Consider the following 22,664-nt stretch of genomic DNA (forward strand, 5'->3'; position numbering starts at 1 on the left):
GCACAGGTGCAAGGGGAGGCCGCGCGATGCCGGTCCTGTTCACCACGGAGGGAAGCCCGGGCCACCGCCGGCTGGCGCTGTGGCAGGATATCGTCTGCGACGTCTATGTCGGTCTCGACTGCACGTCCGATCTCGGCAGCGCGTTTCGCGGCGCGGTGACGCACACAACCTTGGGCCGGGCCGTCTGCTCCGAGGTGGCCTCCGACCAGCAGCGCGTCCGCCGGACAACGCAGCGCATCGCGCGGGCCGATGCCGACTACGTGCTGGTCGCGCTCGGACGCGAGGGCTCCGGCGGCGTCACCCAGGACGGCCGCGACACGGTGATCCGGCCCGGCGAGTTCGCGATCTACGACACGACGCGGCCCTATGAGCTGCAGTTCGACGCGGTCTTCCGGCAGACCGTGTTCAAGCTGCCGCGCGAGATGCTGCAGCGCAGGATCGGCGCGACCGAGGCAGTCACGGCGATCACCTTCGGCGGCGACAGCCCGCTGCAGCCGCTCGCCTATGACTTCATTATCAAGCTGTGCGAGCGCGCCGATCACATCGGCGTCGAGCATGCCGAGCACCTCGCGGATCAGGCCGCCGACCTGCTTGCGATGACTCTGACCGAGCGGCTCAGCACGCAGCCCTTGCCGTCGTCCAGCCATCGCGCGGCCCTGCTCTACCGTATCAAGGCACATATCCGGACGCGGCTGTCGGATTCGGATCTGTCGCTGCAGGCGATCGCGCGCGAACTCGGCCTGTCGGCGCGCTACGTCAACGACCTGTTCTCCGACGAGCAACTCTCGTTTCAACGCTTCGTTCTGGCCGAGCGCCTCAAGCACTGCCGGCGTGACCTCGGCTCGCCGTCGCTGGTGCATCGTCAGATCGGCGAGATCGCGTTTTCCTGGGGCTTCAACGATCTCTCGCATTTCGGCCGCGTATTCCGCGAGCAGTTCGGCCTGACGCCGAGCGAGTGGCGGCGCAGCGCCGTGAAGCGCTGAACGCCCACGCCCGCGATCAGGCCGGCGTACCGGCGCGCAAGGCATCGATGATCCAGTCACGGAACGCGCGCATGCCGGACGTCGGCTCCTTGGACTTCAACCAGGTCAGCCAATACGAGCCGGCGGCGACCTCGGCTGCAAACGGCCGGACCAGCCGACCGGTCTGAAGCTCGCGCTCGAACATGGCGATGGGGACCAGCCCGACGCCGACGCCGCGCGCGGCCGCTTCGGCCATCGCGACGGAGCTGTCGAAGATCGGCCCCTGGATCATCGGGCACGGAGCACCCGCGACCGCGAACCAGAGCGGCCACTCCTCGGCGCGGTAGGACCGCAGCAGATTTTCACGCGCGAGATCCGACGGCGCGCGCAGACGGCTCGCGGCGTCGGGATGACAGACGGGCGACAGCGGCGCGGACATCAGATGGAGAGCTTCGGTGCCATGCCAGGAGCCGTCGCCGAAGCGAAGCGCGATGTCGAGCCCGTCGCCAGCGATATCGATGCGGTTGTTGTTGGTGAGCAGGCGCAGATCGATATAGGGGTGCATCTCGCGAAAGCCGTCGAGACGTTGCAGCAGCCATCCGGTGGCGAAGGTGCCGACGCAACCGACGGTCACGACCTCGCGGGCTCCCTTCGTCTCGATGCGATCGATCGCGCCGCTGATGCGACTGAACGCGTCGTTGAGCACTGGAAACAGAGCAAGCGCTTCGTCGGTCAGCGTGAGGCCGCGCGGCAGCCGCCTGAACAGGCTGGCGCCCAGCATCTGCTCGAGCTGTTTCACCTGGTGACTGATCGCGGTCTGCGTGACCCTGAGTTCCAAGCCCGCCTTGGTGAAGCTCAGATGCCGCGCGGACGCTTCGAAGGCGCGAAGAGCGTTCAACGGGAGATGGTTGCGGATGGGCATGATGGCCAAGTTCTGCTCATGGCTCGACGCATAAATGATCGTTTGTCAGTCGTCACCCCGTTCGGCAGGTTCGCGCCGTCACGGGAGAATGAACATGCTGACGCGACGTCATCTCGGTCTTGGAATGCTGGGCATCGCGGCTTCGGCGAGCTGGCTGCGATCGCCAGCGGCCAACGCGGCGGACCACCGAAGAGCGCGCCTGGAACAGGAACTCGCCCGCATCGAACGCGAGAGTCTCGGACGGCTCGGCGTCGCCGTGCTCGACTCTCAGACCGGGTTCGAGGCGGGCCTGCGTCCGGCCGAGCGCTTTCCGATGTGCAGCACGTTCAAATGCCTGGCCTCCGCAGCGGTTCTGAAGCGCGTCGACGCCGGCGACTTGCAGCTCGACACGCGCATTGCGTTCGAGGCGAAGGATCTCGTGACCTATTCGCCGGTGACGAAGGAGCATGTCGGCCGCGGCATGACCCTCGCCGAACTCTGCGAAGCTGCGCTCACGCAGAGCGACAACACCGCGGGAAATCTGCTGTTGCGGCAGATCGGCGGTCCCTCGGGACTGACAGGTTTCGTCCGATCGATCGGCGACGAGGTCACCCGTCTGGACCGCTGGGAAGTCGAGCTCAACGAGGCGAAGGCCGACGATCCCCGCGACACGACCAGTCCGGCCGCCATACTGCAGAACCTGCGCCGCCTGCTGCTCGGCGACGTCCTGTCGACGACCATGCGCGAGAGGCTGACGGGCTGGATGCTCGCCAACAAGACTGGCGACACCCGATTGCGGGCCGGTGTGCCACGTGACTGGCGCACCGCCGACAAGACCGGCTCTGGCGAGCGCGGCACGGCCAACGACATCGGCGTTTTCTGGCCACCAGGCCGCAAGCCGGTTCTGGTCACGGCCTATCTGACCGGCTCGCAAGCCTCGCCGGAGGAGCGCAACGCCACGATCGCGAAGGTCGCGCGCGCGGTCGCGGACGTCGTGCTCGGACAGGCGGGTTAGTTCGGGCACCGTGCTTCCGTTCAGCCTCGAGGGCTCGGCCCACGCGATGTTCGTCATGGCGGGGCACCGACCGGGCGGGCTAAAGTGGCACCGGCCCACATCATCGAAATGCGGGGCCGCTGCCGGGACCGATCCGATGCGCCGCTTTGCCATGAAGGCCCTGTTCTCCCTGCTGACCTTGCAGCGCGACGAGGAGACCGAGCTGCGCTGGGACCGGATCGTCCTGATCGGCTCGACCCTGGTGACGATCGGGCTCGTGGCCCTGTATGCCTATGGCAAGGCCGAGGGCCGCTGGTAGCCCTGGGCGCAAGTCCAAGCGAGACACGCGTTTATGAGACGACGAATGGGATCCGCCTGCCTGCTGCTGCTGGCGCTGGCATCCACCGCCAGCCATGCGCTGGACAGCGAGCAGAAGCGTGGAAAAGCGCTCTTGCAAAGCCTTTGCAGCCGATGCCATGCGATAGGTCCCACCGGCGCCAGCCCGCACCCGGACGCGCCCCCGTTCAGGACCTTCGGTGACAGCAAGCTCTACGACGAGGATTTTGCTCAGCGGCTGCAAAACGGCCTCTCCACCATCCATAAGGACATGCCGAGCTTCCAGTTCGACCGGCCTGACGCGGAAGCCGTGGTCAATTATCTCAAGGCCATTCAGGTCCGTTGAAGGCGCTGACGCCTCGGTCCCGCCTGAGCGCATGGAACGCGGATTGTGCGGTGCGGTTGACCGTGCCCGTCCCTCATCCGCGGCCCGGCTGCGGCGGGAGCCTGCGCAATGAACTCTACGACCACGATGGTGCATGCCGACGGCCTGCCGCTGCCGCAGCGGACCTGGGCGATCGTCACGATCGCGCTCGGGATCGTGCTGGCGGTGGTCGACGGCGCCATCGCCAATGTCGCGCTGCCGACCATCGCCCGGGATCTCAACGCCAGCCCGGCGTTCTCGATCTGGATCGTCAACGGCTATCAGCTCGCGGTGACGATCTCGCTGCTGCCGCTGGCCTCGCTCGGCGAGATCATCGGCTATCGCCGGGTCTATCTCGCAGGTCTCGTGCTGTTCACCGCCGCGTCGGCGTTCTGCGCGCTGTCCGACAGCCTGCTGCTGCTGACGCTCGCGCGCATCCTGCAGGGCTTCGGCGCCGCCGGCATTCTCAGCGTCAACTCGGCGCTGGTGCGCTTCACCTATCCGCAGGCGCTGCTCGGCCGCGGCATCGGCGTCAACGCGATGGTGGTCGCGGTGTCCGCCGCGGTGGGACCGACGATCGCGGCCGGCATCCTCGCCATCGGCAGCTGGCCCTGGCTGTTCGCGATCAACGTGCCGCTCGGCATCGTCACCTTCGTGTTCGGCTTCCGCTTCCTGCCGCATACGCCGCGCGCGCCGCACATGTTCGACTGGCAGAGTGCGGCGCTGAGCGCGGTGACGTTTGGTTTCCTCATCGCCGCGGTCGACAGCCTCGGCCATGGCGAGGCGCTGGTGACCTGCGCGATCGAGTTCGTCGTCGCCGTGATCGCCGGCGTCTGGCTGGTCTATCGCCAGACCCATATGGCCTCGCCGCTGCTGCCGCTCGACCTCTTGCGCATCCCTGTGTTCGCGCTGTCGATCGCGACCTCGATCTCGTCGTTCTGCGGCCAGATGCTCGCCTTCGTCGCGATCCCGTTCTATCTCGAAAGCCATTTCGGCTACTCGCCGGTGCAGATGGGCCTCCTGATCACTCCCTGGCCGATCGCGGTCGGCCTGACCGCGCCGATCGCCGGACGGCTGGTGGAGCGCGTGCCGGCCGGTCTGCTCGGCGGCATCGGCCTGGTCATCTTCGCAGCCGGACTCCTCACGCTCGGCCTGCTGCCGCAACAGCCGTCATCCTGGGACGTCGTCTGGCGAATGGCGCTGGCGGGCTGCGGCTTCGGCCTGTTCCAGACGCCGAACAACCGCACCATGATCGCCGCCGCGCCGCGCGAACGCGCCGGCGGCGCCAGCGGCATGCTCGGCACTGCGCGGCTGCTCGGTCAGACCACCGGTGCGGCGCTGGTCGCGATGTTCCTGGCGCTCGACCCTTCGGGCGGCACGCGGCTGTCGCTCTTGACCGGTGTCGGCTTCGCGCTGGTCGGCGCGTTCCTGAGCATGCTCCGGCTGTCGCCGGCTGGCGCGCGCGGTGCCGAGCATGTCCGCGTTCATGATGGCCAGCGGCTGAAGGGCGAGTAGCGGCAGATGAGTGAAGTGTTCATTCGGGACGATGAGTCACTGAATCTAGCCGAATTCGCTCTGTCGATTTTCAGTCGCCTGAATGTGAGGTTCGTGGAGATTCGCGAGAGTTCGTTCTACGTGGAGAACACATACATCGTTGGTGAGGCACTGGGCATCACCGTCAAGTTGGCGTTGACCGACTATGCGGAGTTCAGCGACTATCGATACTGGCTTACCCTCAGTGCTCCGCATGGCCTGTCAGAAGGCGAGCGGGCGAGCCTCGACGGCCTTGCTGAGTTGGTCGCGGGCGCATTGGCACTGGAGGGACTGGAGACGGCCCGTTCGCTCGGGCTACGAAACGGTGATCCGAAGAGGGTTTACAGGAGGGAAGTCCGAAGCGACAGCCCGGGCTATGTTTTACGAACGACGGAAGCATAACCTGTGTGGACGACCAACTTCACGATGCTGTCCCTGCTTGCGCTCGCTGCCTTCGGCTCGGGGATCGTCAATGCGCTCGCCGGCGGCGGCGCCTTCTTGACCTTCCCCACCCTGTTGGCCGCCGGCATTCCGGCGATCGACGCCAACGCCTCGAGCACGGTCGCGCTCTGTCCCGGGCAGTTCGTCAGCGCCTTCGCCTCGCGTGACATCCTGAGAGACACCGAGGCGTCGTGGCGGCGCGACCTGGTGCGGCTGTCGATCATCAGCCTGGTCGGCGGCACGCTCGGAGCCGTCCTGCTGCTCGTCACGCCGTCGGCAGCCTTCAGCCGCCTGGTGCCGTGGCTCCTCCTGTTCGCCACCGTCGTGTTCGCCTTCGGCATGCGCTTCACGCCGAAGGACGGCAAGCCCTGGCTGGGGCCGCTGACCATCCAGGCCGTGCAGTTCGTGATCGCGATCTACGGCGGCTATTTCGGCGGCGGCATCGGCATCCTCATGCTCGCAGCCCTCGTCTTCTACGGAATGCGCGACATCCGCGCCATGAACGGCCTGAAGATCTGGCTGGCCGCGCTGATGAACATCATGGCCTCGATCATCTTCGCCTTCTCCGGCCGCGTGCATTGGCTGGAGACGCTGACGATGATGTGCACGGGCATGCTCGGCGGCTTCGTCGGCGCCCGCCTCGGCCGGATCATCCCGCCGGCCTATGTGCGCCGCTTCATCATCGCGGTCGGCTGCGGGCTGACGGTGTACTTCTTCATCAAGCCGGCCTGAGCGCGAGATCCTTGTCGACCACCTGCTTGACCCCTTATCGGGTGCGTTCCAAAGTCCGTAACGTGATCCCTCAGAGATATGGGTGCAGTCTACCAGCGAGCGCATCCATGCTGATGACGAAACGCAAGCCGGCGACAGTAGCCGAGATCCTGGTCGAGGAGTTCATGCAGCCGCTCGGGCTGACGCAGACCGCGCTGGCGGCAGCGATGGGTGTGCAGCGCAAGCACGTCAACGAACTCTGCAACGGCAAGCGGAACGTCACCGCCGCCACCGCCCTCATCCTCGCCCGCGTGTTCGGCAACAGCGCAGAGTTTTGGCTCAACGTCCAGCGCCGCACCGATCTGTGGAACGCCCTGCATTCGCCACGTGAACGCAAGCGGATCGACCGCGCGAAGCCGCTCAATTCAGCGGCGTGAGCGAGACAGACGAGGCCTGAGCAGAAGAGGCCTGAAGAAAAGACCCACTGAAGAAAACAGACCCAAATAGAAAAGGCCGGCGCGAAGCCGGCCTTTTCATTCATTGGTTTGGTCCGGCCATCACGCCTTGACCAGCGGTCCCTTCGGCGCCGGGCCCTTCGGGCCGCTGCCGCCGGACTTCGGCTTGCGCTTGCGCGCCGCCGGCACTTCCGACTTGGGCGAGACCGGGCCGTCGACGAACTCGAAGCCGATCTTCTCGTCCACACCGGACTCGTCCTTGACGAGGACGACACGGACGTGGCCGCCGCTCTTCAGCTTGCCGAACAGCACCTCGTCGGCCAGCGGCTTCTTGATGTGCTCCTGGATCACGCGGCCCATCGGGCGCGCGCCCATCTGCTCGTCATAGCCGTGCTGGATCAGCCAGGCCTTCGCCGGTTCCGACAGCTCGATCGTGACGTCGCGGTCGGCCAGTTGGGCCTCCAGCTGCAGCACGAACTTCTCGACGACCATGCCGATCACGTCGACCGAGAGATGGCCGAACGAGACGATGGCATCGAGGCGGTTGCGGAATTCCGGCGCGAACTGCCGGTTGATCGCCTCGTGGTCGTCGCCTTCCCGCTTGGAGCGATGGAAGCCGAATGCCTGCTTGGCGAGGTCCGCCGCGCCCGCATTCGTCGTCATGATCAGGATGACGTTGCGGAAGTTGACCTGCTTGCCGTTGTGGTCGGTGAGCCGGCCGTGGTCCATGATCTGCAGCAGCACATTGTACAGATCCGGATGCGCCTTCTCGATTTCGTCCAGCAGCACCACGCAATGCGGATGCTGGTCGACGCCATCGGTCAGGAGGCCGCCCTGGTCGAAGCCGACATAGCCGGGAGGCGCGCCGATCAGGCGCGACACGGTATGCCGCTCCATGTACTCCGACATGTCGAAGCGCAGCAGCTCGACGCCCAAGGTCGCCGCGAGCTGCTTGGCCACCTCGGTCTTGCCGACGCCGGTCGGACCCGAGAACAGGTAGCAGCCGATCGGCTTTTCCGGCTCGCGCAGGCCGGCCCGCGCCAGCTTGATCGAGGCCGACAGCGAATCGATCGCCTTGTCCTGGCCGAACACCACCCGCTTCAGGGTCTGCTCGATGTTCTTCAGCACCTCCGCGTCGTCCTTCGACACGCTCTTCGGCGGGATCCGCGCCATCGTGGCGATCGTGGTCTCGATCTCCTTGATGCCGATCGTCTTCTTGCGCTTGTTCTCGGCGAGCAGCATCTGCGCCGCACCCGACTCGTCGATCACGTCGATCGCCTTGTCCGGCAGCTTGCGGTCGTGGATGTAGCGCGACGACAGCTGCACCGCGGCCTCGATGGCCTCGTTGGTGTACTTCAGCCGGTGATAGTCCTCGAAGTAAGGCTTGAGGCCCTTCAGGATCGCGATCGCATCCTCGACCGACGGCTCGTTGACGTCGATCTTCTGGAACCGGCGCACCAGCGCGCGGTCCTTCTCGAAGTGCTGGCGATATTCCTTGTAGGTGGTCGAGCCCATGCAGCGGATCGAGCCCGAGGCCAAAGCCGGCTTCAGCAGGTTCGAGGCATCCATCGCCCCGCCTGACGTCGCGCCAGCACCGATCACGGTGTGGATCTCGTCGATGAACAGGATCGCGTTCGGATGCGCTTCGAGCTCCTTCAGCACCTGCTTCAGGCGCTCCTCGAAGTCGCCGCGATAGCGCGTGCCCGCCAGCAAGGTTCCCATGTCCAGCGAGAACACGGTCGCAGCCGACAGCACCTCGGGAACCTCGCTGTCGACGATGCGCTTCGCCAGGCCTTCGGCGATCGCGGTCTTGCCGACGCCGGCTTCGCCGACGAACAGCGGGTTGTTCTTCTGCCGGCGGCACAGCACCTGGATGGCGCGGTTGATCTCGGAGTTACGGCCGATGACCGGATCGATCTTGCCGTCGCGGGCTTTCTTGTTGAGATTGACGCAATAGGTTTCCAGCGCCTCGCCCTTTTTCTTGGAGTCCTCGTTGCCCTTGGTCTCCGTCTCCTCGTCGACGCCGCGAACCGGGCGCGCTTCGGAAACACCAGGGCGCTTGGCGATGCCGTGGCTGATGTAGTTCACGGCGTCGTAGCGCGTCATGTCCTGCTCTTGCAGGAAGTAGGCGGCGTGGCTCTCGCGCTCGGCGAAGATCGCGATCAGCACGTTGGCGCCGGTCACCTCTTCGCGGCCCGAGGACTGAACGTGAATCACCGCGCGCTGGATCACGCGCTGGAAACCGGCGGTCGGCTTGGCGTCGTCGCTGCCGTCCGTGACCAGATTTTCGAACTCGGTTTCGAGATAATTGACGAGACTGCCGCGCAGCTTGTCGAGGTCGACGCTGCATGCGCGCATCACGGCCGCTGCATCGCTGTCATCGATCAAGGACAAGAGGAGATGTTCCAATGTCGCGTATTGATGATGACGCTCGTTGGCAATCGCCAGCGCACGATGCAGGGATTGTTCAAGGCTTTGAGAAAAAGTCGGCATGCGCGTCCTCTGTGGCCCCTTGCCATCATGATCGCCGCCGCCCGGTCAGGCAACAACAACCTTTGTCAAATATAGTTATAACCGAGTGCGACAAAAGACCGGCCGAGCGTCTCGATTACGGGTTCACCGGATCGTTAATGCAAAACCCGTTCCGATTGAGGCGAACCCAGCCTCGACAACCGACGGGAAGAGCCGTTCTGAGTCCCCAAAGAGACGGGACCGGATCGGCCGTAATTCTGCGGACGAAGCACTCTCCGGGCACGCCGAAGATGCGGCAATTGCCCTCACGCTCCATCAGCCGACGCGCGTCCGATCATCGGCTGAGCGATCATCGCGGCCCCCGGATCGGGAGACGCGGCTACTTCTTCTCCATCACACACTGCAGCGGGTGCTGGTGCTTGCGGGCGAAGTCCATCACCTGCGTCACCTTGGTCTCGGCGATCTCGTAGGTGAAGACACCGCACTCGCCGATGCCGTGATGGTGCACGTGAAGCATGATCTTGGTCGCGGCCTCGACGTCCTTGTTGAAGAATTTCTCCAGGACGTGAACCACGAACTCCATCGGCGTGTAATCGTCGTTGAGGATCAGGACCCGATAGAGATTGGGACGCTTGGTCTTCGGCTTGACCTTGGTGATCACCGAGGTGACGGGGCCACCCGGACCACCCGATTTATTGTCGTTATTGCTCATCCTGGGCGCGGATCGGTTCAATCTGGAAGTTGGCTGCGACATCTTGCACGCGTTAGATATGGCGACGAGGACACCAATAAAGAGTTTCCCTGGAGAGGGTGTCTCAATAAGGGCTGCCCCGTCCTGTCCCCGGCCGGGCCGCTTCCGCCACCCGGTCCTGCTTTCCAGATCGCCTGTCCCAGCCGACCGGTCCGGTCGGACCGACACCAGGAATATGGGTCAGTGACGGGTCTGCCGCAAGCGCATGACCGCGAGGGACACGGCGCCCCGGCAGGACCGATTCCCTGCCCCGGCGATGGCACCGAAGGTTAATCAAACCGACCGCATTTTACAAAGCCCATTCACTGGGCATTGACAGGGAACCGGATTCGCCGGGGGAGCGGTGCCGGGCTGCGGGCACACCTGCGGTTTTCCGGTTTCGGATTCACCTGCCTTTATCGACCGGCCGCGGAAATCACCTGCAGAAACCACTTTTGGTGAGCGACATGACCGCCGTTTCCCCGCTCCGCTTCTGCCGCCGCGTCGTGCCACAGTTCGTCCGCGACCGCCGCGGCAACATCTCCATGCTGTTCGCCATCGCGCTCGTTCCGATCCTGGCCTTCATCGGCGCCGGCATCGACTACAGCCGGGTGAATGCGGCGAGGACGTCGATGCAGGGGGCGCTGGACTCCGCCGCGTTGATGCTGTCGCGCGACCTGTCGCAGGGCACGATCACAGCGTCGGACGTCCCGGCGAAGGCATCGGCCTATTTCAAGGCGCTCTACACCAGCGCCGATGCCCAGAACGTCACCGTGAACGTCAGCTATACCGCATCGACGAGCTCCTCACCCTCCAACATTCAGTTGTCGGCCTCGGGCCAGATCGTCACCCAGTTTATGAAGATCGTCGGCTTCCCCACCATGGATTTCGGCGTCAAGGGCACGACCACCTGGGGCGACGTCAAAATGCGGGTGGCGCTGGCGCTCGACAACACCGGCTCGATGGCCTCGAGCGGCAAGATGACCGCGCTGCAGAACGCGGTGGCCGGCAGCGGCGGGCTGATCGACCAGCTCAGCGGCCTCGCGAAAACGCCCGGCGACGTCTACATCTCGGTCGTTCCCTTCGCCAAGGTCGTCAATGTCGGCGCCAGCAATTACAGCCAGAGCTGGCTCGACTGGACCGACTGGCAGAACCCGCCCACGATTCAGCCCAACAACGGCTCCTACCAGGCCGCGATCCCGAATACGAAGTTGACCCAGGCGCAATGGGACATGGTCGGGCCGGGATCCGCCTGCCCGTTCACCTCGGGCAATGGCTACTATTTCGGCTGCGTCAGCGGTCCGACCTCGGGCAGCGCGAGCACCTCGACGATCCCGAAGACCGGCGACGCCAACGCCGGCCAGGTCTGCCCCGGTTATGACTCAGCCTCGCACAGCTACTACAATGGCTGCTGGACGACGGCCAAGACATCGACGGTGGTCACCTATTGCACCGGCTCGAGCTGCAAGTGCAGCAACGGCGCCAATGAGAGCTGCAGCTGCACGGGCACATCCGGCACCAGCGGCTACACCTGCAAGGTCAACACCTACACCAAGACCTGGGTGGCGAACGCCTTCAGCAGCTGGACCGGCTGCGTCGCCGACCGCACCCAGCCGAACGACGCGACCGCGGTCTCGCCGGTGGCGTCCGACGTCAAGACGCTGTTCCCGACGAACCAGCACATGGAGAACAACACCCAATATTGCAGCAGCACGGCCTCGACCAAGCTCGCGCAGATCGTCCCGCTCAGCTACAGCTGGAGTTCACTGAAGAGCGCCGTCAACGCCATGCAGCCGACCGGCGGCACCAACCAGGCGATCGGGCTCGCATGGGCGGTGCAATCGCTGATCCCGAACGGCGTGCTCGGCGCACCGTCGGAAGATGCCAACACCACCTACAACCGCGTCATCATCCTGCTGTCGGACGGCTTGAACACCGAGGACCGCTGGCCCGAATACGGCAACGGCTCGTCGCAGGCCTCGGGCAATCCGATCGACGCACGTCAGGCCCTGCTCTGCTCGAATCTGAAGAACACCAAGGATTCGAAGGGGAACGCGATGTACACGATCTACACCATCCAGGTGAACACGAGTTCGCCTGCCGACCCCACCTCGACCGTGCTGCAAAACTGCGCCAGCAGTCCCGACAAGTTCTACATGCTGACGAGTTCGAGCCAGATCGTGACCACGTTCAATTCGATCGGCACGGCCCTGTCGAAGCTGCGCGTCGCCAGATAGCGGCGCGGGCGCCCCACGCATTCAGCCAACAAAAAAGCCCGGCGCGAGCCGGGCTTTGTGCTCCCTGCGGGCGCGAACGCGATCAGTGCGCGGCCGGCGGGGTGAACTTCGCAGCGATGCCTTCCAGCGGCTTGAACGCCTGCTTGGCGAGATCCGAATAGAGGCCGGCGATCTTCTGCGAATCCGCGACGAAGGTCTCGTAAGCCGACTTGGCGAACTCGGTCTGCGCCTCGAGCACCTTGTCGAGCGACTTCACGCCCTGGAGCTTCTCGACGAACGACTTGGTGTCCTCGAACGACTTCTTCGTATAGTCGCCGTAGGCGGTGGCGATCGCATGGAGGCCGTTCTGGACGGTGGTCGCGGAGTTCACGACGGTCTCGAACTGCTCCTTGCCGTAGTTCTGAAAGTCTTCAACCTTAAACATGTGGCATTCCTTTCCCTGACTTTGAGCGCCCACAGGGAAGCCCCGGTTCCCTGACGCGGCACCAATATAGTGCACCGCACAATAAAAGCAAGAATCTTGTGCAATGCACCATTGCAGGCATTGCCGCGGAATACAGGGATTTCTGCCCCGTCGCGGATCGAATCAGCAGAAATCCGGAGTGTCGAGGCAAGATTTCTTTAATACTTTGGCAACTCGACCGTCCTAACCTCCCCGATGGTCCCGGCCAGCGTCGGCCGAACCGTAAAGCTGTTCTAAAACAGCGTCTTAACAAAACCTCAGTTCGGGCCTTTCGATGCGGTGCCGCGGTACGGCGCGGTTCTGGAGGGTCCGGCAGGCACGATCACAGGGCGTTCGGCACAATTTCGCCTTACGAGCCGGTGATCACGTCAGAAATTGGACGGGGATTTCATGCTTCGCACAAAAATGGCTTCCTCGCGCCTGTGGCGGGTCGGCGTCTACGGACTGATCACCCTCGCGACGGCAGCAGTGGTCACGGTCGACAGCGCAGAAGCGCGGCGCCGCCACCGGCATCATCACGCACGCCATTCGCCGCACAATGATGAGGGCAGCTACAGCCCGGCCTTCGCCTCGATCATCGTCGACGGCAATTCCGGCGCGACGCTGACGGCGACCAATCCGGACTCCCTGCGGCATCCTGCCTCGCTCACCAAGATCATGACGCTCTATCTGCTGTTCGAGCGGCTCGAGTCCGGCAAGATGAAGCTCGACACTGAGATGCCGGTCTCCGAGCATGCCTCCGAGCAGTCGCCGACCAAGCTCGGGCTGCGTCCCGGCCAGAGCATCCGGGTCGAGGACGCGATCAAGGGCCTGGTCACCCGCTCGGCCAACGACGCCGCCGTCGTCATCGCCGAGGCGATTGCTGGCGACGAAGACGACTTCGCCAAGCTGATGACGCGCAAGGCGCGCGCGCTGGGTATGAGCCGCACCACCTACGTCAACGCCTCCGGCCTGCCGGCCGACGAGCAGATCACGACCGCCCGCGACCAGTCGATCCTGGGCCGCGCCATCCAGGACCGGTTCCCGCGCTACTATCGCTACTTCTCGACCGAGGTCTTCAATTATCGCGGCCAGTCGATCCGCAACCACAATCACCTGCTCGGCAGCGTCGAGGGTGTCGACGGCATCAAGACCGGCTACACGCGCGCGTCCGGCTTCAATCTCGTGACCTCGATCCGCCGCGGCAACCGCTTCCTGGTCGGCGTCGTGCTGGGAGGCCGCAGCGGTGGCTCGCGCGACGCCATCATGCGCAATCTGCTCGCCGAAAATCTCGAGAAGGGCGCGACCCGCCGCACCGTGGCGGCGATCAGCGAGCGCGGCAGCTCGGACAACGGCGACGCCGACCAGGGCTCAATGCAGCTCGCCTCGGCGGCGCCTGAGGCCGCGCCGGCCCCGAGCCGTGCCGCCAAGCTGATCTCCACCCTCTCCGAGGCCACAGCCGCGCTGCCGCCGTCGGCACCGAAGGAAGCCAAGGCCGAGCCGGCGCCGATGACCTCAGGCGTGATTCAGAATCCGATCTCGCTCGTTCCGGGCTCCACCGAGCCGATGAAGCCGGTCAAGGTCCGGACGGTCCAGGTCAAGGCCGGCGCCGTGAAGCTCGCGACCGCTGCGCCGCAGCCGGTTGCGGCCGCCCCTGCTCCCGCTCCGTTTGCCCAGCGCGTCGAGGCGATCGAGCCGGCTCCGCCGATCGCCCGCGCCGACGCGCCGCGTCCCGAAATGCCGCCGCAGCCGGCGGGTCACGGCACCGGCAACGGCATTCTCGGCGTGCTGCCGGCTTCCAGCCTGCCGGCGGGTTCCTCTCAGGCGATGGCCTATGCCGCTCCTCCCGCTCCGGCGCCGCAACCCACGCAGCTCGCGTCCGCCAGCCCCGCGCCCGAACTTCCGAGCAAGTCGGCCGTGGCGCGCAGCGGCTGGATCATCCAGGTTGGCGCGCTCGACAGCGAGGCCGAAGCTCAGAAGCGCATCGAGGCGGCGCGCAGCTCCGCCCAGGGCCTGCTGAGCAAGGCCGATCCCTTCACCGAGACCGTGTCCAAGGGCGACAAGACTCTGATACGCGCCCGCTTCGCCGGCCTCGATCGCGATCAGGCCGAGGCCGTGTGCAAGAAGCTGAAGCGTGCCGACATCTCCTGCATGACCGTGCACAACTAACAACGTCACTGACACTTTGGACGGTGAGGCCCGCGCGACACAGCGCGGGCCTTTTCGTTTGGGCCTCGCGCGACCGATGGCCGGCGGCGCGGGTGCAAACCACTCGTCAAGGATTTGCCGCTAGAACTTCTTCACCATGACGAACGATGGTGCGTGACGAGGGCGAAAGCCTGCGGGGCCGACACAACGGCCATCACGACGGGGTCGTCATCGGGGCGTTGGTAGCGTTGTCGGAGTTAGCCGTGATGCGTACGAAGCAGAGTATCCTTGGCCTCGTTCACCCGGGCGGCGAGATACGTCGACCCCCCTTGGTCGGGATGCAGTTTCTTCATGAGCGCACGGTGGGCACGCCCGATCTCGTCGCGCCCCGCGCCCGGCTGCAGGCCAAGGATCTGATAGGCCTCCTCGTCCGTCATTTTGGAACTCGACGCCGCGCGGCGCTGCCGCCCTGCCGCGTCGCCCTGCGCGTCCTGACGCCAAGCGGGAAACCGGCGGTCCAGATACGTTTCAAGTAGCGCCAGGCTGTCGGCGTCGAGGCTCGGGGCCATCGCCACGAGCTGCGGCAGATCGAAGTCATCCAGCGACCGGCCGGCATGAGCGCCGGCAATGAAGCGCCCCTGCATCTGGCCTGTGTCGTGATCGAGCCTCATCTCGATCAGGGGCGAGCGCACCTGCGAGCTCTGTCCCGCCGAACGTTGCCCGCCGAGCCCGAACAAATTGCCGACAGGGCCCATCCCAGCCGGCGACCAGCCCAGCAGCCCTGCTCCGAACAGCCCGATCGGGATCGCCACCACCAGCTCGCCCCGAAGACCGGTGAACGCCGCCACGGCAAGACAGGCGACACCGCCGGCAAACTTGACGATTCGCGCCAAGGCCGCCGGATTGGCGTTCCGGAACATTTGCAGCAGCAAATAGAGGGTGATGACGGCGACGGCGCCAGCGATCAGGGTCATGCGCCGAATATAGGGCGTGTCGTCCCAAAAAGCATGATCGGCCGTGCGAGGGACTGCCGCAGTCGGACCCTCGCCTTACCGCAGGCGCCGCCGAAAAGCGGGATCCGCCGTCATTTCATCTGATCGATCAGGAAGGCCGCCCCGGTTTCGCGGCCCGCCAGCCGGAGCAGCGCTTCGCGGCCGCCCGCCGCATAGGCCGCTGCCGCGCGGAGAAGTTCGCGCAACTGCGCGGCTGCGCCGGGATCGAACCGGCACCAGGCTCCGCCGGAGAGCCGCGCCATGTCGCGAAAGGCCTGTTCGGCTCGTGGCTCCTGCCCCTCCTGGAACATGAACAACGGCACCTTCAACAGGCCGAGTTCACCGGCCCTGGCGCAGAGCTCGTCGACATTCTCTTCCATCGCATCGCCGACGAACACGACGGCGCGAATGCCGGCCGACGTCGCGTGACGCCGCGCCTCCGCGAGCACCTTGCCGATCTGGGTCTCACCGCCGCGACAATCGATCTTGCTCATCAGCCGCGCCAGCTCGGCGCTGTCGGAAATCCAGCCCGTGGCGCGGCATTCGTTGAAGCCGCGATAATAGACCAGGCGAATGTCGAGACGTCCCAGCGCGGCGGCCTCGCGGAACATCTCGGCCTGTAGCGCACAGGCCATGTCCCAGGTCGGCTGGCGGCTGAGCGTTGCGTCGAGCGCAAACATCAGCCGGCCCCGAGTGCCCTGGGCTTGCGGCGCCATGGCCTTGGCCTGCGCGACAAACGCCGCGATCGCATCCGCCGTAGACCGCTCCGTTTCCGGCAAGCGCTGCGGCCGCGCCTCTGCGTCAGGCGACGCCGCGGGTGCGGAACGAGACTTCGAGGGACGATCGGCCATGCGCACCACCTGCTGCGATGCGCATCATGTGGGCAGGTGAGCCCCGGCCTTCAATGACAGTGGGGGAGCAGTAGTCGGACACGTCTCGACCGCCGCTTGGTGCGGCGGCGAGACGAGGAAGCGGCGTCCGGCGTCAATGCGTCAGGGGCTTGGCCGGCGTGGCGGCCTTGGCGACCGGCGCATAGGGCGCGACCGGGCCCGGGTCGAGCAGCGGCGTCTTCGACTTCACCGGGCCGATGCTGGAGCTGTCGCTGTCCGCCAGGAACTTGTCCAGCATGGCCTGGATCGACGACTTGGCCTCGTCAGGGCCGGTATCGCGCATGTCATTGTGCTGGAAGTCGGTGTTCACGACCGTGATCCCCTCCTTCTCGCAGATATCGTCGCTCGGAATCACGCCAGGATCGGTCTTGAAGTGCGGATCCTTGGAGCGGAACGACAGGATCTTGAACTTGCCGTCGGTCACGAACGGAACACGAAGATTGTCCAGGGTCACGACCTTGCGGACATCATCCGGATACTGCTTGGCGAAGTACATCGAGATGTCGCCGCCCATCGAGTGCCCGACCATCGTCAGATGGTCATAGTCGGCGTTCGGCTGCACCTGGCGCATCTGCTCGACCGCAAAGCGGATATTGGCCACCCCGCGCTGGATCTGCGGCAGGCGGCCGACATAGGGCTCGCCGATCTTGGTCACCATCGGCGCATCGGTCGGCAGGTCGTGCTGGATGCTGACGGCCATGTAGCCGCGCGCCGCGAGCACGTTGGCCAGGAAGGAGTATTCGGTGAACTTCACGGTGTTGCCGTGATTGAGGATGGCGACCGGCAGCTTGATCATGCCGGCTTCGGCCTGCATCTCCTTGTCGCGGCGGACCGCGACGGCGACCTCGACGAGGCGGTTGCCGCGGGAGGCGTCATAGAACCTGATCGTCTCGTGCCGGATCGCCCACTTGCTCGCAGTGAAGTAGCCGACGGCCGCCAGGATACTGACAGACACAAGAACGGTTATTCCACGCTTCATGTTCGTCCCTCGGGAGCACAATCAAAGGTAGTTTCAGACCTGTAAGACTCTCGCGACCCGTTCTGTTTAATATATGTAACCGCGCTGTGACAGAAAGGCTAAATGTTGTGTATCCGCCGCCCGTTCGTTGTGCGGCGCACCTAGTTGCTGTGCAACATAAGCGGCGCCGCGCCCCTCCTTTGTGACGGGAAGGCTGAACGTCAGGTTCAAATCAGTCACGAATTTGACGGTAATCGAGCGAAATCGGCGACGCTTTGACCTGAGACAACCGCGACCAGAAACAACTGCGACCTGAGAGAACTGCCTTCTGTCTGACCCCGGCGGCCAGCAGGCTGCCGAGCTCCGACGACTTGGGATGTTACCGGCGCTGCAGGGGGGGCGCCCAGAGCGCACAATGTCTCAGTCGGTGGCACCGGACGCCTCGCCGGCGCCCCGCTCAGGCGCTGATGATGTCGTGCAGGTCGAGCGGCTTGTCGACCTGGGCGAACCACTCCGCCCGGTTGGCAGCGCGGCGGCGGCCGCGCTCGTCGAGCGGCAGCTTGAGCTGACGTAGCAGGCTGGTGACCTCCTCCCGCGCCGTGACGTGGCCGAGATTGGGACGGGTGCCGAGGGTCGCTTCGTCGATGTCGTCGAGCGCCGTCAGGCCGCGCGGAAAGAACTCGCGATACACCACGCGCTCGGCGAAGCCGTCGATGGCGCGGAAGCCGAGCCGGAGCGACAGATCCTTCAAGCCGTCCGCGACCAGTTGCTTGTTGCGCGAGCCCAGCATCGAGAGGCGATTGCGGACCACGATCCAGTCGGTCATCACGCCGTCGACCTGGCGCCGCTTTCGCCGGACGTCACGCACCATCTCGGCATAGTGACTCTCGCCGGTCACCGCATAGGTCGCCGGATCGACGGTTCCGAGCACGTCGAAATCGAGAAAGCTGTCGTTGATCGGCGTGACCAGCGTGTCGGCCATCGAATGCGCCAGCCGCATCAGATAGCTGTCATTGCCCGGCGTATCGATGACGATGAAATCGAAGGATCGCTCGACCGCGCTCACCGCCTCCATGAACTGCTGGAATTCGGTGTTCTCATTCTCGTCGATCTGCAGCGTCTGGCCGAGCTGGATGCAGTAGTGCGTCGGCAGCTCCAGGCGCAGGCCGGTCCGGCGCGCCCAGGCGCTGCGATTGTTGATGTAGTGGGTGAAGCTCTGCTGCCGGCAATCGAGATCGATCGTGGCGACGCGCTGGCCTGCCTTGAGAAGCGCCACGGCGATGTGCAGGGCGGTGGTCGACTTGCCCGACCCACCCTTCTCGTTCCCAAGCACAACCACGTGGGCAGAGCCCGATTGTCCTTGGCTAGTCTGCACCAGCATGATTTCGACCCCTTACGATCATCTTCGAGTCACGGTCGTCCGTGGTCAAGTGAAATACATCTTCATCGTGAATCCACGGGGGGACGCATCCTCCGCTACTACTTGATGCGCGCGTTTACCAACTCCGCATTTTGCTGCGGAGAGGTGCTAACAGGCGTGATCGAAGAAGCTGAGCGGCTTGTCCCGTGTTGTGAGAGGCGACCGCGCGAGCGTCAAGGCCGAACACTGACTCCGCGCTTTTTCGCCGGAAGATCGAGCAAAAATGTCACGACATCCGAGTATCGCCCGCATCATCTCCGCACTGCGCCGCGAGCCCGATGTCATCCGCCCTCAAGGCGAGCGTCGCGCGCGTGCCGACGATCGGCGCGCGGCGTGACGACCGCCTGTCGCCCGTTCGGCGGGCGACGCACGGTGCCGACGAAATGGCTCGTCGATCTTCGTCCGTGCGACTCAGTTCGCCGCTCGGAAGATTTTTCGGGTCCTACCGGCGTACCTGGGAGGAGGACGTTCCAAGCTGGCAGGCGGAGAGAGTCGATCTGGTCTGTCATCCGCGCGCGATCGTCGCTGCGACGGACTATCAGCCGCTCGACGACGCCGTCCCGGGCGGAGCGCGACGTCGCTCCCGGCTTTCGCATTGACGGCTCGCGTACGGTGCACGAACGCAACCGCGCGTGAGATGTCGTCGCGCGCCGTCGCAATGTCCATCTTGGTGCAGAGGTGCGGCGCGCTTGCGGGCGCGCGGCCGATCAACGCCGCCCTTCGAGACGGTCCACATGCGGGAGACTGCTACAGCAGCCCGAGATCACGCAGCTCGCGGCGCAGCGGCTCGGGCATCGCCTCGACGCCGGCCGCGCTGGTCTTGCCGAGATCGGCGGGAGCATCCTCCGCCGTCAGGTAGCGCCAGCCCTGGAACGGGCGCATCGGCCGCGGCGACACCGCGATCACCTTCGGCTGCATGATGATGCGGCAACGGCCGATGCCGTCGCCGTCGCGGAACGGCTCGATGCCGATGATCTTCTCGCGCGCGGCGACCTCGCCGCGAATCACCCAGTAAAGCGATCCGCCCCCGAGGATGTCCTCGACACGCTTCGGCGTCATCCGCGTCACGTGGACGTGCTGCTGCGGCAGGCCCTTCTTCTTGGCGGCGAGCATGCGCTCGGCGATCCACTCCTTGAGGTCCGTGACGGACTCGCAGCCGACGGCCAGCTTGATCAGGTGCAGGGGCATGAGGGCGGTTGGACCAGCGGAGCTATTCGTTGTTCGCTGCCGGCTCGGCAGCCTCGGGCGCCGCCTGCTGTGCGGGCGCGGCCGGTTTCGGCTTCGGTGCCGCCTTCTTGGCCGCGGCGGGAGCCTGGGCATGGCTGGCCGCCACGGAAGCCGGCGCGGGCGGCGCGAGCTGCGTGGGCGGCTTCGGAGCGGCCGTTGCCGGCGCCGCCGAACGAGTCGAGGCTGTCGGCTCGGGATTCATGATGCTTACGGGCGGGGTGTTGGCCGAGCTCGGAAACTCCGCCGTGGTCGGCTTGCCGGTCGGCTGTGACGGCGCGAGGCCCGCGAAGGTCCCGACCGGCGCCGGCTGACCCTGGGGCGGCTGCGGCGCGTTCCACTGCGAGGCGTAGCGCGTCACCAGCCCCTCATAGGTCCGCCCTTCCATGTTGTTGACCAGTTGCTGGCGGTCGCCGACGGCGCGGAACATGACGCAATCATTCGGCGTGCAGCGGTCGCGCGTCAGCAGCACATAGGCCATCAGGCCATAGCGATCGCGCTCCACGGCACGGCGCAGCGCCAGCAATTCGGCTGTCATCACCTTGTTGGCGTTGGCGAGATCGCCCGCCTGCGACAGCCGGCTGAGAAGCCCGGCCGAATAGCTCACCGCGGCGGCCGTCATGTCCGGCGAGCCGAACAGCGCTCGCTCACAGTTCGACAGCACCAGGTCCCCGGCGAGATCGTCGATGCACGCGAGCGCGGGGGGCGTAAGGCCGACCGACGCCGTCGTCTGCGGATCGCCATTGGGGTTGCGCTGCGCGGCGTCCTGGGTTCGCATCATCGACGCGACAGCAATTCCGACCGCGAGCAGAGTGATCACGGTGAGCGCGCCATTGGCGACCGACTTCTCGGCGCGCAGCAGCGTGATCAGGACGACCAGCGCAAAGAAGCCGGCGGCCGCGACGGTCAGCCACATCGGGAAGGCCGGCGAGTTCAGAAGCTGGTCGAGCGAGGAAGGCCAGGTCGAATTCATGCGCGCTTGTTCCTGACGCGGGCCAACAACGACGGCCCGATGGCGTCCCTACAGGGGACGGCCGCGAAACGATCATCAAATTCAAATGATCACCCAAAACCTTGGCAGCCCCACCGGCGACAATACGACGATTCCATGGGCCCCGTGGGCACAGGATGGTGTGGAGCTACCCGCTATCCCCAAAGGGATCGCGCAACATTCGTTTAGGTCCCCCGCCACGCCCTCGTGGCCAGCACGATCCTCCCTCTCGACACGTCACATCGACGCACAGGCTCAAGACGAGGCCAGTCGAGACCCCGCCGTCACGACAGGGCCAATTGGCTCTCTCTCGCAACCCGCTCAAAGGCTTCCGTGGAGCTCTTGATCCGATACTGGCAGTCATCGCCTTCGGTCGGAAGCTGGCGGATGATCTCATACGTGCCAGTCGCCGCCGGACGCGAGACATTGCTGGTGGTGAAGTAGACCGTGGCTCCGATCGGGAACTTGTGTTTCAACGCCCTCTCCTGCTCGCATGCCGGCACGAGCCCCTGGTCCCGCTGCCTGGGCCGGCGTGTCTTTATAAGTAGCGTCCTATAGCATGCCGAGGCCCGCACTGGCCAGCCTCTCGCGACATAGCAGGCCGGAAGATTGCAAGGTTCTTCAACGAGATGGCGTCAAGAATGGTATTCCCGGACGAACCGCGCGGCCGTCCGGGGCAGCCCTGACGAAACACCGCTCAGACGTTTTCGACCCGCGCGATGATCCAGGTCTCCGCGAGCCCGGCCTGCACCCATTCGGCAAAGGCCGGCATCGCCATCATGGTGTCCATGTAGGCGCGGGTCTCCGCCGCGACCGGGACCGCAAAGCTGTGGAACCGCGTGACCACCGGCGCGAACATCGCGTCAGCCGCGCCGAACCGGCCGAACAGGAACGGCCCCCCGGCGCCTTGGCGCGCACGGCAGTCGCGCCAGATCTCCTCGATCCGGGCGACGTTCGCCTTGGCGTCAGCCGACAGTTCCACCGGCCGCACCGGCCGGTGCAGGTTCATCGGACATTCGTTGCGCAGCGCCTGGAAGCCGGAATGCATCTCCGCACAGACGGATCGCGCATGGGCCCGCGCCGCGGCGTCCGCCGGCCACAGCCCGGCTTCGGGGAAGCGCTCGGCCGCATATTCGATGATGGCGAGCGAGTCCCACACCGTCGTCGCGCCGTCGATCAGGACCGGCACCTTGCCGGCCAGCGAATGCGCGAGGATGCGCGCCTTGTCGGCGGGATCGTCGGTATAGAGCGGGATGACGATCTCCTCGAAGGCGATGCCGGCGCCGCGCAGCGCCAGCCACGGCCGCATCGACCAGGAGGAATAGTTCTTGTTGCCGATCACCAGCTTCAGCGTCATGTCCTGCCGTCTCCGTGTTCGAGTCCATGGCGTCGGCCGATCTCGATCGCCGGCCCCGCGTCCGCACCCATGGCTCGTGCGACGCATACAGGATCAGAGGGCGGTG

General features: G+C 65.4%; 23 protein-coding genes. 11 read left to right on the forward strand and 12 right to left on the reverse strand.

Annotated features, from left to right (window positions below; genetic code table 11):
- Positions 1-26 precede the first annotated feature (26 nt).
- Positions 27-983 carry a helix-turn-helix domain-containing protein gene (locus ACQR1Y_RS00740; protein ID WP_434878559.1) on the forward strand — a complete coding sequence of 319 codons (957 nt, stop codon included), beginning with the start codon at positions 27-29 and terminating at the stop codon, positions 981-983.
- A gap of 16 nt (positions 984-999) precedes the next feature.
- Here ACQR1Y_RS00740 and ACQR1Y_RS00745 read toward each other — a convergent pair whose 3' ends face one another.
- Positions 1,000-1,884 (reverse strand): LysR substrate-binding domain-containing protein, encoded by an 885-nt coding sequence (locus ACQR1Y_RS00745; RefSeq protein ID WP_434878659.1) that lies wholly within the window; start codon positions 1,882-1,884, stop codon positions 1,000-1,002.
- A 94-nt stretch (positions 1,885-1,978) separates the two neighbouring features.
- Between ACQR1Y_RS00745 and bla the strand changes: the two genes are divergently transcribed.
- The 7 genes from bla (at position 1,979) to ACQR1Y_RS00780 (ending at position 6,679) form a co-directional block, all read left to right on the forward strand.
- Positions 1,979-2,878 carry a class A beta-lactamase gene (gene bla, locus ACQR1Y_RS00750; RefSeq protein ID WP_434878558.1) on the forward strand — a complete coding sequence of 300 codons (900 nt, stop codon included), beginning with the start codon at positions 1,979-1,981 and terminating at the stop codon, positions 2,876-2,878.
- Between the two features lie 136 nt (positions 2,879-3,014).
- Positions 3,015-3,176 (forward strand): hypothetical protein, encoded by a 162-nt coding sequence (locus ACQR1Y_RS00755; protein ID WP_434861661.1) that lies wholly within the window; start codon positions 3,015-3,017, stop codon positions 3,174-3,176.
- Between the two features lie 45 nt (positions 3,177-3,221).
- On the forward strand, positions 3,222-3,539 hold the full coding sequence (locus ACQR1Y_RS00760) for a c-type cytochrome (protein WP_434878557.1): 318 nt from the start codon (positions 3,222-3,224) through the stop codon (positions 3,537-3,539).
- Between the two features lie 108 nt (positions 3,540-3,647).
- Positions 3,648-5,072, forward strand: coding sequence for an MFS transporter (locus ACQR1Y_RS00765; RefSeq protein ID WP_434878556.1), 1,425 nt, complete (start codon positions 3,648-3,650; stop codon positions 5,070-5,072).
- Positions 5,073-5,078: 6 nt separating this feature from the next.
- Positions 5,079-5,492, forward strand: a complete 414-nt coding sequence (locus ACQR1Y_RS00770) for a hypothetical protein (RefSeq protein WP_434878555.1) — start codon at positions 5,079-5,081, stop codon at positions 5,490-5,492.
- 24 nt (positions 5,493-5,516) lie between these two features.
- A complete protein-coding gene (locus ACQR1Y_RS00775; RefSeq protein ID WP_434878658.1) occupies positions 5,517-6,263 on the forward strand; it encodes a sulfite exporter TauE/SafE family protein in 747 nt (248 codons plus the stop codon).
- 107 nt (positions 6,264-6,370) lie between these two features.
- Positions 6,371-6,679 (forward strand): HigA family addiction module antitoxin, encoded by a 309-nt coding sequence (locus tag ACQR1Y_RS00780; protein WP_434861658.1) that lies wholly within the window; start codon positions 6,371-6,373, stop codon positions 6,677-6,679.
- A gap of 120 nt (positions 6,680-6,799) precedes the next feature.
- On the opposite strand, the gene clpA is transcribed toward ACQR1Y_RS00780, so the two are convergent.
- On the reverse strand, positions 6,800-9,190 hold the full coding sequence (clpA, locus tag ACQR1Y_RS00785) for an ATP-dependent Clp protease ATP-binding subunit ClpA (protein ID WP_434861657.1): 2,391 nt from the start codon (positions 9,188-9,190) through the stop codon (positions 6,800-6,802).
- A gap of 358 nt (positions 9,191-9,548) precedes the next feature.
- Positions 9,549-9,881, reverse strand: coding sequence for an ATP-dependent Clp protease adapter ClpS (gene clpS / locus ACQR1Y_RS00790; RefSeq protein WP_434861656.1), 333 nt, complete (start codon positions 9,879-9,881; stop codon positions 9,549-9,551).
- A gap of 485 nt (positions 9,882-10,366) precedes the next feature.
- On the opposite strand from clpS, the gene ACQR1Y_RS00795 reads away from it, so the two are divergent.
- Positions 10,367-12,136, forward strand: a complete 1,770-nt coding sequence (locus ACQR1Y_RS00795) for a pilus assembly protein TadG-related protein (protein WP_434861655.1) — start codon at positions 10,367-10,369, stop codon at positions 12,134-12,136.
- Between the two features lie 82 nt (positions 12,137-12,218).
- On the opposite strand, the gene ACQR1Y_RS00800 is transcribed toward ACQR1Y_RS00795, so the two are convergent.
- Positions 12,219-12,560 carry a phasin family protein gene (locus ACQR1Y_RS00800; protein ID WP_012044785.1) on the reverse strand — a complete coding sequence of 114 codons (342 nt, stop codon included), beginning with the start codon at positions 12,558-12,560 and terminating at the stop codon, positions 12,219-12,221.
- Between the two features lie 429 nt (positions 12,561-12,989).
- Here ACQR1Y_RS00800 and ACQR1Y_RS00805 point away from each other — a divergent pair, with 429 nt between their 5' ends.
- Complete coding sequence (locus tag ACQR1Y_RS00805) at positions 12,990-14,747, forward strand: serine hydrolase (protein ID WP_434878554.1); 1,758 nt, start codon at positions 12,990-12,992, stop codon at positions 14,745-14,747.
- 236 nt (positions 14,748-14,983) lie between these two features.
- Here the strand turns inward: ACQR1Y_RS00805 and ACQR1Y_RS00810 are convergent, their stop codons facing one another.
- The 4 genes from ACQR1Y_RS00810 to ACQR1Y_RS00825 all read right to left on the reverse strand — a co-directional run bounded on the left by ACQR1Y_RS00810 (position 14,984) and on the right by ACQR1Y_RS00825 (position 18,947).
- Entirely contained in the window at positions 14,984-15,700 is a 717-nt protein-coding gene (locus ACQR1Y_RS00810) for a DnaJ domain-containing protein (RefSeq protein ID WP_434861653.1), read from the reverse strand.
- A gap of 110 nt (positions 15,701-15,810) precedes the next feature.
- Entirely contained in the window at positions 15,811-16,569 is a 759-nt protein-coding gene (locus tag ACQR1Y_RS00815; RefSeq protein ID WP_434878553.1) for a VWA domain-containing protein, read from the reverse strand.
- Between the two features lie 133 nt (positions 16,570-16,702).
- Entirely contained in the window at positions 16,703-17,587 is an 885-nt protein-coding gene (locus ACQR1Y_RS00820; protein WP_434878552.1) for an alpha/beta fold hydrolase, read from the reverse strand.
- A gap of 436 nt (positions 17,588-18,023) precedes the next feature.
- Positions 18,024-18,947, reverse strand: coding sequence for a division plane positioning ATPase MipZ (locus ACQR1Y_RS00825; protein WP_434861650.1), 924 nt, complete (start codon positions 18,945-18,947; stop codon positions 18,024-18,026).
- A 317-nt stretch (positions 18,948-19,264) separates the two neighbouring features.
- Here ACQR1Y_RS00825 and ACQR1Y_RS00830 point away from each other — a divergent pair, with 317 nt between their 5' ends.
- Positions 19,265-19,585 carry a hypothetical protein gene (locus ACQR1Y_RS00830; protein WP_434878551.1) on the forward strand — a complete coding sequence of 107 codons (321 nt, stop codon included), beginning with the start codon at positions 19,265-19,267 and terminating at the stop codon, positions 19,583-19,585.
- Between the two features lie 148 nt (positions 19,586-19,733).
- On the opposite strand, the gene ACQR1Y_RS00835 is transcribed toward ACQR1Y_RS00830, so the two are convergent.
- From ACQR1Y_RS00835 to ACQR1Y_RS00850, 4 genes are all read right to left on the reverse strand, one after another.
- A complete protein-coding gene (locus ACQR1Y_RS00835; RefSeq protein WP_434878550.1) occupies positions 19,734-20,174 on the reverse strand; it encodes a DUF1489 family protein in 441 nt (146 codons plus the stop codon).
- Positions 20,175-20,196: 22 nt separating this feature from the next.
- Positions 20,197-21,183 (reverse strand): hypothetical protein, encoded by a 987-nt coding sequence (locus tag ACQR1Y_RS00840; protein WP_434878549.1) that lies wholly within the window; start codon positions 21,181-21,183, stop codon positions 20,197-20,199.
- A gap of 302 nt (positions 21,184-21,485) precedes the next feature.
- Positions 21,486-21,677 carry a hypothetical protein gene (locus ACQR1Y_RS00845; RefSeq protein WP_434861647.1) on the reverse strand — a complete coding sequence of 64 codons (192 nt, stop codon included), beginning with the start codon at positions 21,675-21,677 and terminating at the stop codon, positions 21,486-21,488.
- A gap of 221 nt (positions 21,678-21,898) precedes the next feature.
- A complete protein-coding gene (locus ACQR1Y_RS00850) occupies positions 21,899-22,558 on the reverse strand; it encodes a glutathione S-transferase family protein (protein ID WP_434878548.1) in 660 nt (219 codons plus the stop codon).
- Positions 22,559-22,664: the final 106 nt, after the last annotated feature.

This window comes from Bradyrhizobium sp. HKCCYLRH3099, from assembly GCF_051167855.1.
Classification (GTDB): Bacteria; Pseudomonadota; Alphaproteobacteria; order Rhizobiales; family Xanthobacteraceae; genus Bradyrhizobium.